Below are 13,658 nucleotides of genomic sequence, written 5' to 3'. Positions count from 1 at the left end.
GGCGCGGCGCACCGCGCCCACCTGGATCCGCCGGCGCCCCACCGACCCTACCGGCGTCCCGGGTGCCGCCGTCCGGCCGCCGCGGCACGCCCGGCCGGACCGGCCCGGGCCCGAGCCGCTGGAGAGGGGTCGCACCATGCCGCTGCTGAGCTGGCTCGCGGGAGGCACCGACGAGCGTCCGGACGCCATCCGCGTCGACGACCGCGCGGTGTCCTGGGTGGAGCTGCGTCGCCTGGCCGCGGCGGTGGCCGACGAGCTGCACGGCGTCGACCGGGTCGCCATCGAGGCCACCGCGACCCTGGAGACAGTGGTCGGGGTGGTCGGCGCCCTCACCGCCGGAGCGGCGGTCGTGCCGGTCCCGCCGGACGCCGGGCCGATGGAGCGCGACCACATCCTGCGCGACTCGCAGGCGACGGCGCTGCTGGTCCCGACCGGCGCGGAGCGCACCGCCGAGGGCGCGGGCCGGGCCGTCGTGCCCGTCGACCTGAGCCGGCGCTCGGACACCGTCCACCCCGAGCCGGACCCGGCCAGCACCGCGGTGATCCTCTACACCAGCGGCACCACCGGCGCCCCGAAGGGCGCCGTGATCTCCCGCCGTGCCATCGCCGCCTGCCTGGACGGGCTGGCCGACGCCTGGGCGTGGACGCCGGACGACCTGCTGGTGCACGGCCTGCCGCTGTTCCACGTGCACGGGCTGGTGCTCGGCGTGCTCGGGCCGCTGCGGCTGGGTGGCCGGCTGCACCACGTGGGCCGGCCGCGACCCGAACGGTACGCCGCCGCCAAGGGCTCGGTGTACTTCGGCGTGCCGACCGTGTGGTCCCGGATCGCCGCCGACCCGGACGCGGCACGGGCACTGCGTCCGGCGCGCCTGCTCGTCTCGGGCAGCGCGGCGCTGCCGGCGGCGGTCTTCGCGGACCTCGCCACCCTCACCGGGCACCGGCCCGTCGAGCGGTACGGGATGACCGAGACCCTGATCACGGTGAGCGCCCGGGCGGACGGTCCGCGCCGGCCGGGCACCGTCGGGCTGCCGCTGCCCGGGGTGCGTACGCGGCTGGTCGACGAGAACGGCGCCACGCTCCCCGCCGACGGGGTGGCGATGGGCGAGCTCCAGGTCGACGGCCCCACCCTGTTCGACGGCTACCTGAACCGTCCGGACGCCGACGCGGCGAGCCGCACCCCGGACGGCTGGTTCCGCACCGGGGACGTCGCCACCGTCGACCCGGACGGCTGGCACCGGATCGTCGGGCGGGCGTCCACCGACCTGATCAAGAGCGGCGGCTACCGGATCGGCGCCGGCGAGGTGGAGGACGCCCTGCTGGCGCACCCGGGGGTCCGCGAGGCCGCCGTGGTGGGCACCCCGCACCCCGACCTCGGCCAGCAGGTCACCGCGTACGTGGTGGGCGACGGGGTGGATGGGGCCGAACTGATCGAATTCGTGGCCCGGCACCTGTCGGCGCACAAACGGCCACGCGAGGTACGCCTGGTCGACGCGCTGCCCCGCAACGCCCTCGGCAAGGTGCAGAAGACCAGGCTGACGGCGGACTAGGAGCGGACGGCCGGGATGCTGATCGCGGTGGCGACCAGTCCCCGCTCGACCAGGAACCTGCCGGCGAAGGTCGTCACCGGGATCCCGCCGAGGACCGGGCCGGGCACCAGCAGCCGGGCCTCGAAGGTGCCGGCCGGATCGATCACGATGTCCGCCTCCGAGAAGTCCAGCCACCGGCCGGTGAGCGGGAACCACGCCTTGTACACCGACTCCTTCGCGCTGAACAGCAGGCGGTCCCAGCAGACGGCGGGGCGGGCCGCGCCCAGCGTGGCGGTGCGCGCCAGCTCGGCCGGCAGCGCGATCGCGTCGAGCACCCCGTCGGGCAGCGGCGCGTGCGGCTCGGCGTCCACGCCGAGGGTGGCGAACGCGGTCGTACGGCCGAGGACCGCCGCCCGGTAGCCGTCGCAGTGCGTCATGCTGCCGACCACGCCGGCCGGCCAGACCGGGGCGCCGCGGGCGCCGGAGACGATCGGCACCGGCGCGAGGCCCAGCTCGCCGAGGGCCGTGCGGGCGCAGTGCCGCACGGTGGTGAACTCCCGGCGACGCTTCTCCACCGACCGGGCCACCAGCGCCTCTTCCTCGGGGAACAGGGTCAGGTCGGCGGGGTCCGTGAAGGCCTCGGCCACCGCCACGGCGGGGGGCAGGATCTGCTCGATCACGTCCGCCGATGCTAGGCGCTGCGGCGAGCCGCGCCGCGCCGGCACCGACGGTACGGTGCACCATAGGGGTCGGGTACGGGTGCCGGGCCGCGCGGGCGGCTGCCAGTCTGGGGGCGGGCCCCGGTTCCATGGGCGGGGCACGCGGATTTTGGTCGGATGGATGCGGGAAAGCGATGCTCACTGGCAAGGTGGTGCGGTTCGACGAGGTGCGGGGCTACGGGTTCATCGCCCCGGACGACGGCAGCGACGACGTGTTCGTGCACGCGAACATGCTGGACGGCGACAAGTGGGCGCTGACGCCCGGTGTCCCGGTGGAGTACGAGGCGGTGGGGACCGACCGCGGCCCCAAGGCCGTGCTGGTGCGGGTGGTGGGCGCTGCCGTGGGCGCGGAGCGCAACGCGGCGGCCGGCACCGCGGCGCCCTCCCGGGCCGGCGTGGCGTTCACCGGCGGGCGCAGCAGGGACGGCGGGCCGGCCACGGGCGGTGCGGAGGACGACGAGGGCCTGTGCGACGTGCTCTCCGAGCGGGCCTTCTGCACGGAGACCACCGAGGCGCTGGTCACCTCCGTGTCGGACCTGACCGGGGCGCAGATCGTGGCGGTGCGTGCCCGGATGCTCGACCTGGCGCGACGGCACGGCTGGGTGGAGGGCTGACGGCGGGGCGGACGTCGGTGGACCGCCGCCCCCGGCCCGGTCGGCTCAACCGGCGGCGATCAGCAGGGACTTCCTGATCCGGCCGAGCGCGCTGCGCGGCAGCTCGTCCACGAAGTGCACCCGCCGGGGCCGTTGACCCGCGGAGAGGTACCGGCCGACGTGGTCGATGAGCACCTGCGCGGTCAACCCCTCGGCGACGACGTACGCGGTGACCTGCTCGCCGAGCGCGTCGTGCGGCGTGCCGACGACGGCGGCCTCCCGGACGCCGGGATGGCTCAGCAACGCCTCCTCGATCTGCCCGGCGTGCATTCGCCGGCCCCGGCAGTGCAGCACGTCGAGCCCGCGCCGACCGATGATCCGGTACGAGCCGTCGGCGGCCACGGTGGCCAGGTCGCCGGTGGCGTGCCAGTGACCGGCGGCATGGCCCCGCCCGCCCTCGACGTAGCCGCTGAACAGCGTCGGCCCGCAGATGCTCAACTCGCCGACCGACTCGCCGTCGGCCGGCACCGGTCGGGCCTCGCGGTCCAGCACCCGGGTCTCCACCCCGGGCAGGGGGGTGCCGACGGCACCGGCGACCGGGTGGTCGTCGGCCCGCCCGGTCAGCGCGATCAGCGTCTCGGTGGTGCCGTACGCCTGGACCGGCGTGTGCGAGGTGAGCAGCCGGAGGCGTTCGGCCACGGCGCAGGCCAGTGGGGCGTCCGCGGAGATCAGGATCCGCGCCGCCGACAGTGACCGGGCCCACCGGGCGTTCAGCGCGATCTTCGCCCACTGCTCGGGCAACCCCAGGTACATGGTGCCGACCGGTCCGGCGGCGGCGTTGCGGTCGAGGTGGACGAAGCGGCTGCCGACCCGCAACGCGCCGAGCAGGCCGACGACCAGGCCGTACGCCCGGAACAGCGGCGCGCCCTGGACCACGACGTCCTCCTCGCTCCACCGCCACGCGTCGGCCAGCAGGTCGAGGTCGGCGGCGATGGCGCGACGCGAGATGCGTACCCCGCGTGATGGCCCGCCGGCGCCACCGGTGTAGAGGATGACCGCGTCGGTGCCCGGCGTCGGCTCGGGGTGCGGTGTCGAGGAGCGCTCCCGCAGGTCGACCGGGACGGTGGGCAGCCGGTGGGTGTCGGACCGGTTGCGGCCGAGGAGCACCGTCGCCCCGGACTGACGCAGGATGCGGCCCCGTTCGCACTCGTCCGCGTCGGGGGGCAGTGGTACGAGCGGTACGCCCGCGTGGACGGCGCCGAGCATTCCCACCACCGTCTCCAGGGTCGGTGTGCCGTCGACGGCGACCGCGCCCGCGCCCCTGATCCGGTCGGCGACCGCGGTGACGCAGCCGAGCAGGGCCTCGCTGGAGAGCGTGCCGCCGGCCACCGTGACCGCATCGGCCCGGTCCGCGCCGAATCCCCGCAGCGCCGGCAGCAGTGTCATCTGCGCTATCCCCTGCGGAGGGCGGCAACGAGTCGCGGCAGCAGGTGGAACATCACGACGGCCACAGAACCCTTCAGGTCACGGGGCAGGGCCCCATATCCGACTATCCCGATGGTGGAAACGGGTGCCCCGAAATTAGGCCGGGCTATCGGCCCGGCACAACCCCTAGCTGCCCGGACCGGGTCCCCTGCGGGGGCGACAGGCCAGGTAGGACAGGATCTCGTCCGGTTTTCGACAGCGGCGGGCCGGACCGCCCTTTCCTGCGGCCGACACTATGGATGGACGGCCACTCGCCGACAGGGGCGGACATTGGAGTCGGCTTTTGACGGAAAATTGTCGATCAGCAGTAATGAGTCGCCGGGACATTGATGTCGGTTACACTTGTCCGACCGCATTCCGTCGGCCACGCAGCGACACCGGCGCCCTCCGGCAGGCCCCTGGGCGCATAATTCTTTTTTAACAACATAATCGGTGAATTTCCCAAAGGTCCGAATCTGGTGGCGCATCGGCGGCGCGCGTCGAGTCCCGATCCCCGGGCGACCCGGCGGCCCGCAGTCGCACTTCGGGCAGGCGATGTCGCACGCCGCAACAATCGGGAACCTTTAACAATTGTCGAGCCGCCCGCCCGCACCCGGGAGCGGCTCGTCGCCGGTCCGGGCCGGCGGGCCGGCAGGCACCCCCAGCCCCCTTCCGACCGTCAGCGCTCCCACGCCGGGCCGCACCGCGACCATTGCCACCGGGCCGCCCGCCGGCCATGTTGACACTGAGTTGAGCTGCGCTTACCCGGGATGACGTCGAGGGTTTCCGGCCCACCCGGTGCGGAACCGCCGCCGACGGGAGGGCGGCTTCAGCCGCCGACGGGTCGACGACGGGAGCGCCGTCGCGGTGACCACCCGGACACGCACCGGACGCCTAGCACGCAAGAACGCGTCCGCCAATCGCCGAGTGGGCCGGAAAAGGCGCGCCCAATGGGCCACGGCGGCATGCTGTCACGTTACGGGATCACCCGGCGACTTTCCGCTGTCGACGTACGCACGAAGGCCCGCTCGGGCCGACGCGACACAGAACCGATGTTTGCCCATCCTTTACAAACCTCGGCTTGCCGCCCAATTGCCGAACTGCCATACTCCCACCATCACGGTGGTCGATAGGGGGAAGGCCGACCCGGAGAGGCTGGGGAATTATCACCGACGCTGGCGGGGGCGCGACCCGGAGTCGCCAGCCGGTCAAGTCGGTCGATGGTTCGCCGGCCATACTCGACGGTCGTCTATATTTGCTAATAATGGAATGGGTCAAGAATTGCCGGTCTCCGATTTCGTCGAGCTCCAGGGGCGCGCAGGGCGGGCGGCCCCTCCGGTGACCGCGGACCGCACGCTCCTCCGGGGGCCGCGTCGATGGAGCTGACCGAGCGGTCGTGCCTGCTCAGCATGCTGGAACGCCGGCTGACGGACCTGTCCCGCAGCGAGGCCTCCCCGACCAACCGGACCGTCGCCGTGCTGACCGGCCCGGTCGGCTCCGGCAAGACCACGCTGTTGCAGACCTTCGCCCGGCGGGCCTGCGACTCCGGGGCACGTGTCCTCGGCGCGAGTGCCTCCCGCGCCGAACGCTCCGTCCCGCTGGAGGTCGTCCGGCAGCTCGTGCGGGCGGCGCCGTTGAGTGGAGCCGGCAACCCCGACCTCTGGGCCCGCCTCGGGCGGCTGCTGGACGCGGGCGCCCTCACCTGGGCCGACGCCGAGAACACGGACCACGAGGACACCGCCCTGGCCACCGCCGCGATCGGTGGGGCCCTGCTGGAGATGACCGCGCAGGGGCCGCTGGTCATCGCGGTCGACGACATCCACCACGCCGACGTGCCGTCGCTGCGTTGCCTCGACTACGTGGCCCGACGGATCTCCGGGCTACCCGTGCTGATCATCCTGACGGAGGCGCCGCGCACCCGGCCGTGGCGGCCCGACGTGCACGCCGAGCTGCTGCAACCCGCGCGGCTGCAGCGCATCCGGCTCCCGCTGCTCACCGCCGAGGGGACGTTCCAACTACTCGCCCGGCGACTCGGCGTTCCGGTCGCCCGGACCATCGCCGAGGAGAGCCATCGGATCAGCGGCGGCAACCCGCTGCTGGTGCAGGCGCTCGCCGAGGACCAGGCGGCCGCGCCCCGGCCCGCCGACCGTCCCGTGGCCGGGGAGTCGTTCCGGGAGGCCGTGCTGAGCTGCCTGTACCGCTGCGACCAGCTGGTGCTCAACGCCGCCCGGGTGCTGGCCGTGACCGGCGAGCCGCTGCACGGCAACCTGCTGCCCCACCTCGTCGACGCACGGTCACGGGCCGCGCTCGGTGCGATCGACGACTCGACCAGCGCGGGACTGATCACCGAGCAGGGGCTGCGCCATCCGGCGGTGAGGCAGGCCGTCATCGACGGCATGACCGCCGAGGAACGCGCACGGCTGCATCTGGAGGCGGCCTGCCTACTGCACGACGACGGCGCGGACCCGGCTCGGATCGCGCCGCATCTGGTCGGGATCGACGAGCTGGCCGAGCCCTGGATGGCGCAGACCCTGCTCGACGCGGGCGAGCAGGCGTTGCGCGACGGCGAGATGGAGACCGCGCTGCGTTACCTGCGCCGCGCGCACCGGAGCTGCGCAGGCGAGTGCCTGCGGGCGCGGATCCGTTCCGCGCTGGCCCGCGCCGAGTGGCGTCTCGACCCGCAGGCCGCGATCCCCCACCTGGTCGGCGTCGTCAGCGCCATCCGCGCCGGGCACCTCGGCAGCCAGCAGGCCGCCGGCGCCATCCACTACCTGCTCTGGCACGGCGAGATCGACAAGGCCGTCGATCTCGTCAACCACCTGAGCGAACGGGCGGACAGCGTCGACCCGAGGTCCGCCGCCGAACTGCTCGTCACCACGGGCTGGATGTCGACCCTCTACCCCGGCGTGATGGTCGACCGCCCCGCACCCGCCGTGGCCGCCCGGGACCCGCTCACGCTGGCCAAGGTCAAGCGCGGGATCGAGGGTGCCACCCTGCTGTCCGCCGTGCTCCACCGCGGTGACGCCAGCGCGGTCGAGCAGGCCGAGCGGGCGCTGTCGACCACCGGGCTGGACGACGAACCGAACATGTGGACCGCCGTCTGCGCACTCATCGCCATGATCTACGCCGACCGGCTGGACCTGGCCGGCGACTGGTGCGACCGGCTGGGCCGCAACCCCGCCACCCCGCGCTACCCCACCCCGTCGGCGACGCTCGCGGCCCTCCGGGCAGCCGTCGCCGGACGGCTCGGCGACCTGCCCCGAGCCGAGAAGCTGGCCGACGAGGCGCTCGGTCAGCTCTCGCAGAAGGGCTGGGGAGTGGTGATCGGGATACCGCTCGCCGTCCGGGTACGGGCCCTCACCTTCATGGACCAGCTCGACGCGGCGGCAGCCTCCCTCCAGGTCCCGGTGCCCCCGGCGATGTTCGAGACCCCGATCGGGCTGCACTACCTGCAGGCCCGCGGGATGCACGCCCTCGCCGCGGGAAGCCCGGAGGCCGCCCTGGCCGACTTCCAGCTCTGCGGGCAGCTGATGAACCGCTGGCGGCTGGACTTCTCGGGCCTCGTCCCGTGGCGGACCGAGTCGGCGCGGGCGTTGCTCCGGATGGGCCGCCGCCAGCAGGCCGGCAGGTTGGTCCGCGAAGAGCTGGCCCGGCTGCGGCCCGTGCACGTGCGGCACCGGGCCGCCGCCCTGCGGGTCCTGGCCGCCACGGAGGACGGGCCGGACCGGATCCCGCACCTGCGAAGCGCCGTCCGACTGCTGCGGCAGTGCGGTGACCGGATGGAGCTCGCGCACAACCTGGCCGACCTCGGTCAGGCCTACCAGCAGGTCGGCGACCGGCGGCAGGCCCGCGTCGCGGCGCGGTCGGCCCGGGTCCTCGCCGAGGAGTGCGGGATCCCGATGCTGCGGCCCGGCCTCTCCGCCAGGAGCGGCGGCGCCGAGGGCGCCGGCGCGACGGCCGTCGTCCGGGGACTGACCGACGCGGAGTGCAATGTGGCCACCCTGGCCGCCCAGGGCCACACCAACCGCGAGATCGCCGAAAAGCTCTTCCTGACCGTCAGCGCCATCGAGCAGCGGCTGACCCGGATCTACCGGAAGCTGGACGTCAACTCGCGCAGCGAGCTGGCCGCCCGGCTGCGCATGAACCGACCCGGCGCGACGGTCCTGGACCCACCGCCGCGAGGCAGGGACGACCCGGGCCACCGGCCCGCCGGGCCCCGGCCGCGCTGACCTTCGCCGGCCGACCGCCGCTCCTGCACCGCCGACCGTCCCGGCCGCCATTCCTGCACCGCCGACCGTCCCGGCCGCAGCTCACCGCCGGCCGTGGCCTCCTGGGCCTGTCCACGGACCGGTTCGTCGACTGCCGTCGCGCGAGGTCCGCACGACCACGTCGAGCGGCACCCGCGGCCACCTTCGGCGTGGACCGTCGCCGGCCGTCCGCCGCCGTTCGCTCCGGCTTCCGCCGCCCGCCATCGTTCGCCGCCGTCCGCTCCGGCTCGCGCCGGTCGTTGGGGGTCGACTGTGGAGGATGGGCTCGGGCCGCCACCTGCGCCGACCGTCGCCGGGTGTCCACACCCCAGCACTGAGCGTGCTATCGGGCGTGCGTGGCGAAGCCCGATGTGACACCATCAAGCCGCACACCCGACACCAGCCCCTCACCGTGTCGCCATCTCCCCCGCCGGGTCGAGTCCGACACCCCTTCGTGGCACTTCGCGCAACCCCTAAATGCGTTTCAGGGCCGCAGGTTTGTGCGCGAAACGATGGGGTCTCGCGCCCGTTGTCGCACACCCACGCCGGTGCCAGACTCCCCTGAGCACCCGGACCGTACGGCGAGAACCCCGGTCCGGCGAAAGATTTCCAGGTCCACCCGGCACGGCGGCCCGGTGCGCTCCACCCCTACCCGGAAGACGCGGGTGGAGGGGCGGCTGTCCGGCAAGGGGGAGGCGGCGTCGGCAACACCGGGGTTCCCGGTCCCGCGCCGCGTAGGAGAAGGGCTGACACGTTGGTGTTGGTGCAGCAAGAGGAGCAGACGACCCGTCTCCGGCACGCGTTCCGGGCTTGTGAGGACCAGCAGCGCGGACACGTCGCGCTGGTCACCGGCGCCGTGGGCAGCGGCAAGACGAGCCTGCTGGAGTCGTTCAGCGAGTGGGCGGCGGGCACCGGCGGGCAGGTGATGAGCGCCGCCGGCTCCCGGGCCGAGCGCGGGCTCCACCTGGGAGTGGTCGGGCAGCTGTTCCACAGTGCACGGCTCACGCCGGAGGCCGCGGCCCGGGTCGAGAAGCTGATGCGGGACGCCACCTTCGCCGTACCGCTGCCCGAGCCCGGCGCTGAGGCGGCCGACGGTGACCGGGCCTGGGCCCCCCTGCTGCACGGTCTCTTCGCCGCCCTGCTCGACCTGACCGCCGCCGGCCCCCTGGTCCTCGCCGTCGACGACGTGCACCACGCGGACCCGGCCTCGCTGCACTGCCTGCTCTACGTGACCCGCCGGCTGCGCCACGCCCGGATCATGGTCGTGCTCGCGGAGGCCTCGACGCTGCGCCCGCCGCACCCGCTGTTCCGCGCCGAGCTGCTCAGCCAGCCGCACTTCTCCCGGATCGGCCTGCCGCCGCTGACCGTGGACGCCGTCGCCCGGCTGGTCGGCGGCGAGGCCGACAACGCCGACGCCCGACGGACGGCGGAACGCTGCGTCCGCATGACCGGCGGCAATCCGCTGCTCACCCGGGCGCTGCTCGAGGAACGGGCCAGCGCGGAGACGAACGACGAGTACGGTCCGCCGGTCGGCGACGCGTTCGACCAGGCGGTGCTCGGTTGCCTCTACCGGCACGAGCCGGGCGTGCGCCGGGTGGCGCAGGCGCTGGCGGTGCTCAACCGGCCCGCGACGACCGACCTGCTCGGCCACCTCCTCGACGTGGTGCCCGAGTCGACGGCCCCGGCGGTACGGGTGCTGCGCACCTCGGGCCTGATGGAGGGCGACCAGCTGCGCCACCCGCGCATCCTGCGGTCGATCCTGGGCGACATGTCGGCCGACGAACGGCGGAGCCTGCACCAGCGTGCCGCCGAGGTGCTGCACGACCACGGCGCCGAGCCGAGCGTGGTCGCCGAGCACCTGGTGGCCGCCGGCTCGGCGAGCGCGCCCTGGGTGGTGCCGGTGCTCCAGGACGCCGCCGGCCACGCGCTGGCGTCGGGCCGGCCCGACGTGGCCGCCGCGTGCCTGCGCCTGGTCTCCCGCGCCCCGGTGGACGCGCAGCAGCGGACCGCCACCACCGAGATGCTGGTGAACGCCCGCTGGCAGATCAACCCGTTGACCGTGAACGGGCAGCTGACCGAGCTGGTGGAGACGGCGCGGGCCGCCGGTTGGTCCACCGACGCGGGCCTGTCCGCCGTGCCCTACCTGCTCTGGCAGGGCCGGGTGGACGAGGCCACCGAGGCGGTCAGCGCCTTCCCGACGGACGAGGAGCACGGCTCGGCCGGCACGGCCGGTCGCCTGCGGATGATGCAGCTGCTGGTCTCCCTCTCCCACCCGGAGCACCTGGCCACCGTGCGGGAGACCCCGAGCACCTGGAGCCGGGCGGCGAGCGCGCCGACCACGATCAGCCCGCTGCTCCAGGCGGTCACGGTGCTCGGCACCGCGCTGACGCCGGCCGCGGACAACGACACCGTGGCAACCGCCGAGCAGCTTCTCCAGCGCCACCACACGGACGACGGCGCGCTGGGTCTGCTGACCGCTCCCCTGCTGGCGCTGCTCTGGGCGGGTCGGTCCGACCGGGCCACGGTCTGGGGGGACGTGCTGCTCGGCCGGCCGGTGACCCAGCACGCCCCGGTGTGGCGGGCCGTCATCCGGGCGGTCCGGGCGGAGGCGGCGTTGCGCGTCGGCGACCTGCCCGGCGCGGAGCACCACGCGCGGGCGGCCCTGGAGGACATGCCCGCCGCGGCCTGGGGGGTGGCCATCGCCGGTCCCCTGGCCACGTTGGTCGCCTGCGCGACCGAGTCGGGCCGGTTCTCCGAGGCCGAACGGTGGCTCGCCCACCCCGTCCCGCCCGGCATGTTCCGCACCCCGCTGGGCCTGCACTACCTGGCCGCCCGGGCCCGGCACCACCTGGCCGTACGCCGGCCGCACGCCGCCACCACCGACCTGCGCCGGTGCGGCGAGCTGATGCGCGCCTGGGGCATCGACGCGGCCGGGCTGGTGCCGTGGCGGCTGGAGCTGGCCCGGGTGCAGCTCAGCGTCGGCAACAAGACGCAGGCCACGCAGCTTCTCCAGGAGCAGCTGCGGGTGCCGCACGGGGTCGACGACCGCACCCGGGGCCGGACGCTCCGGCTGCTCGCCACCACCGCCGCCCAGGACCACCGGCGCAAGCTGCTCTCCGAAGCGGTCAACCTGCTCCAGTCCAGCGGCGACCGGCTGGAACTCGTCCGGGCCCTCGGCGACACCGGCCAGACGCTCCAACGTGCCGGGGACTCCGCCCGCGCCCGACTGCTCGTCCGCCGGGCCTACCAGCTCGCCCAGGACTGCGGCGCATCGGTGCTGGCCCAGCGGCTGATCCGCCGGGAGCCGGGCAGCGGGCTGCCGGCGTACCCGGCCGCCGCCGAGTTGCAGGAGCCGGACGACGGGCTGAGCGACGCCGAGCGCAGGGTCGCCGCGCTGGCCGCCCAGGGGCACACCAACCGGCAGATCTCCAGCAAGCTCTTCATCACCGTGAGCACGGTGGAGCAGCACCTGACCCGGGTCTACCGCAAGCTCGACGTCAAGCGGCGCACGGACCTGCCGTCCCGGCTCGTCGCGTACGCGGAGGCGCTGGCCGACGAGACCCAGGGCGCCGCGTCCTGACGGGCGTCGCAGGGGCACGGTGGGGGTGTCCCACCGCGCCCCTGCGACGCGTACGGCGACCGGAGGGTCAGCCGACGGCCAGCCCGACGGTACGACGGGCCGCCGCCTCGTCGCGGTGTTCCAGCACGAGGTCGGCGGCGGCGGTGACCCCGCCGGCCTGCCGCATCCGCCGGCTCCACAGCTGCGCCCGCGCCCGGAACGTCTCCTCGCCCAGCAGCCGCGCGAGCTTGGCGAGGACGTCCTCGACGTTCGGCGAGTCGGCGCGCTCGACGGCCAGGGCCACCCCGCTGTCGACCGCGCGTACCGCCCCGTCGGGGCAGTCCAGCCAGAACGGCATCACCAGCTGCGGCACGGCGAAGTGGACCGCCTCGTGGATGGCGTTGGCGGCGCCGTGGTTGAAGAAGACCCGCACGTGCGGGTGGGCCAGCACCCGGTGCTGCGACGGCACCCACGCCTCCACCCGCAGGTTGCCCGGCAGCCGCTGCGCTGGCGGGAGGAGGTGCTGCTGGCGCGCGGGCACCTTCCACAGCACGGCGTGCTCGGGCCCGAGCCGGTCGGCGATCTCGACGATCGCGTCCACCTGGCCGCGCGACAGACGCATGATGGTGCCGAAGCCGACGTAGACCACCGAGGGGTGCGCGTCGAGCCATCGGGTCAGCTCGTCGTCGCCGTCGGCCGGCGGCAGTTCCCGGGGCACGACGGGACCGAGCATCCGCAGCTTCTCCGGGGCGGTCGCGAACGGGTACTCGAAGCCGAAGACCGTGTACGCCATGAGCGCCTCGGCGGCCTCGACGTAGCCGGCCGGGCGCATCTCCGGGTTGTGGATGCCGGCCGCCTTCCGGGCGGCCACGGCCGCGAGGCTGCGCCGCAGCCGCTCCGGCTCCATCAGTGCCCGCACCAGCCGGTTGCGGAAGCCGACGTTGGCCGCCTGCTGCCGGGGCGTCATCCGCTCCGGCAGCCCCGAGAACGGGGCGGGGTAGCGCGTCGGCAGCTGCTCCTGGAAGAAGTTGGACGGCGGCAGCGAGATGCTGACCACGTAGGGCAGCTGCCGGGTCTGCGCCGCGTCCATCGCCCAGCTGGCGAGGCTGTCGATCACGGCCACCACCGGCCCGACCTCGTCGATGACCTGGAGGCAGCGCCGGTGGAGCTGCCGCACGTGGTCGTAGTCGGTGCTGACGTCGAGGTACCGGGCGAAGCTGGTCGCCCGGTCGCCGGTGGTCAGCAGCCGGTACGTCGCGTCGTCCCAGGTGTCCGGTGACGACTGCGGCCGGGCCGGGCCGAGCGAGACGAACGAGACCTCGCCCGGCCCGCGCAGTCCCTCGACGTCCCCCCGGCGATCCTCGGTCGATGCGAACCAGACGTTCCCGACGCCCCGGGCCTTCAACTCGCCCACGATGCTGAGCAGCGGGTTGAACATCCCCGCGCTGTTGTAGGCGACGACGAGTACCGCCCGGCCACGGTCGTTTCCGGTCATGTCCACAGTCCGTCACTCCTTCCCGCCTGTGCGGCGACCCGCGCCGTCCGACCCTT

Annotated in this window: 7 protein-coding genes; 4 read left to right on the top strand and 3 right to left on the bottom strand. The window is 74.4% G+C overall.

Annotated elements, in window-relative coordinates; genetic code table 11:
- Window positions 1–136: 136 nt before the first annotated feature.
- Window positions 137–1,546, top strand: coding sequence for an acyl-CoA synthetase (locus OG989_RS20015; protein WP_327028059.1), 1,410 nt, complete (start codon window positions 137–139; stop codon window positions 1,544–1,546).
- On the opposite strand, the gene OG989_RS20010 is transcribed toward OG989_RS20015, so the two are convergent.
- Window positions 1,543–2,205, bottom strand: coding sequence for a 4'-phosphopantetheinyl transferase family protein (locus tag OG989_RS20010; protein ID WP_151452398.1), 663 nt, complete (start codon window positions 2,203–2,205; stop codon window positions 1,543–1,545). The two genes, OG989_RS20015 and OG989_RS20010, sit on opposite strands and share 4 nt — an antisense overlap.
- A gap of 173 nt (window positions 2,206–2,378) precedes the next feature.
- On the opposite strand from OG989_RS20010, the gene OG989_RS20005 reads away from it, so the two are divergent.
- Window positions 2,379–2,858, top strand: coding sequence for a cold-shock protein (locus OG989_RS20005; RefSeq protein WP_327028058.1), 480 nt, complete (start codon window positions 2,379–2,381; stop codon window positions 2,856–2,858).
- 45 nt (window positions 2,859–2,903) lie between these two features.
- Here the strand turns inward: OG989_RS20005 and OG989_RS20000 are convergent, their stop codons facing one another.
- Window positions 2,904–4,283, bottom strand: a complete 1,380-nt coding sequence (locus OG989_RS20000) for an AMP-binding protein (protein WP_151452400.1) — start codon at window positions 4,281–4,283, stop codon at window positions 2,904–2,906.
- A gap of 1,394 nt (window positions 4,284–5,677) precedes the next feature.
- On the opposite strand from OG989_RS20000, the gene OG989_RS19995 reads away from it, so the two are divergent.
- Together OG989_RS19995 and OG989_RS19990 are read left to right on the top strand one after the other, a co-directional pair.
- Window positions 5,678–8,530, top strand: coding sequence for an AAA family ATPase (locus tag OG989_RS19995; protein ID WP_327028057.1), 2,853 nt, complete (start codon window positions 5,678–5,680; stop codon window positions 8,528–8,530).
- A gap of 781 nt (window positions 8,531–9,311) precedes the next feature.
- Complete coding sequence (locus OG989_RS19990; RefSeq protein WP_327028056.1) at window positions 9,312–12,128, top strand: helix-turn-helix transcriptional regulator; 2,817 nt, start codon at window positions 9,312–9,314, stop codon at window positions 12,126–12,128.
- A 67-nt stretch (window positions 12,129–12,195) separates the two neighbouring features.
- Here the strand turns inward: OG989_RS19990 and OG989_RS19985 are convergent, their stop codons facing one another.
- Window positions 12,196–13,602 carry a glycosyltransferase gene (locus tag OG989_RS19985; RefSeq protein WP_327028055.1) on the bottom strand — a complete coding sequence of 469 codons (1,407 nt, stop codon included), beginning with the start codon at window positions 13,600–13,602 and terminating at the stop codon, window positions 12,196–12,198.
- Window positions 13,603–13,658 lie beyond the last annotated feature (56 nt).

It is taken from the genome of Micromonospora sp. NBC_01740 (assembly GCF_035920365.1).
GTDB lineage: Bacteria > Actinomycetota > Actinomycetes > Mycobacteriales > Micromonosporaceae > Micromonospora > Micromonospora reichwaldensis.
Note: the sequence above shows the minus strand (reverse complement) of the source record. Positions and strands in the feature narration are given on the sequence as shown.

Excerpts from the sequence above, each read along its gene's own strand:
- OG989_RS20015 (WP_327028059.1), top strand. The coding sequence starts at position 137 with ATGCCGCTGCTGAGCTGGCTCGCGGGAGGCACCGACGAGCGTCCGGAC.
- OG989_RS20005 (WP_327028058.1), top strand. The coding sequence starts at position 2,379 with ATGCTCACTGGCAAGGTGGTGCGGTTCGACGAGGTGCGGGGCTACGGG.
- OG989_RS20000 (WP_151452400.1), bottom strand. The coding sequence starts at position 4,283 with ATGACACTGCTGCCGGCGCTGCGGGGATTCGGCGCGGACCGGGCCGAT.
- OG989_RS19995 (WP_327028057.1), top strand. The coding sequence starts at position 5,678 with ATGGAGCTGACCGAGCGGTCGTGCCTGCTCAGCATGCTGGAACGCCGG.
- OG989_RS19985 (WP_327028055.1), bottom strand. The coding sequence starts at position 13,602 with ATGACCGGAAACGACCGTGGCCGGGCGGTACTCGTCGTCGCCTACAAC.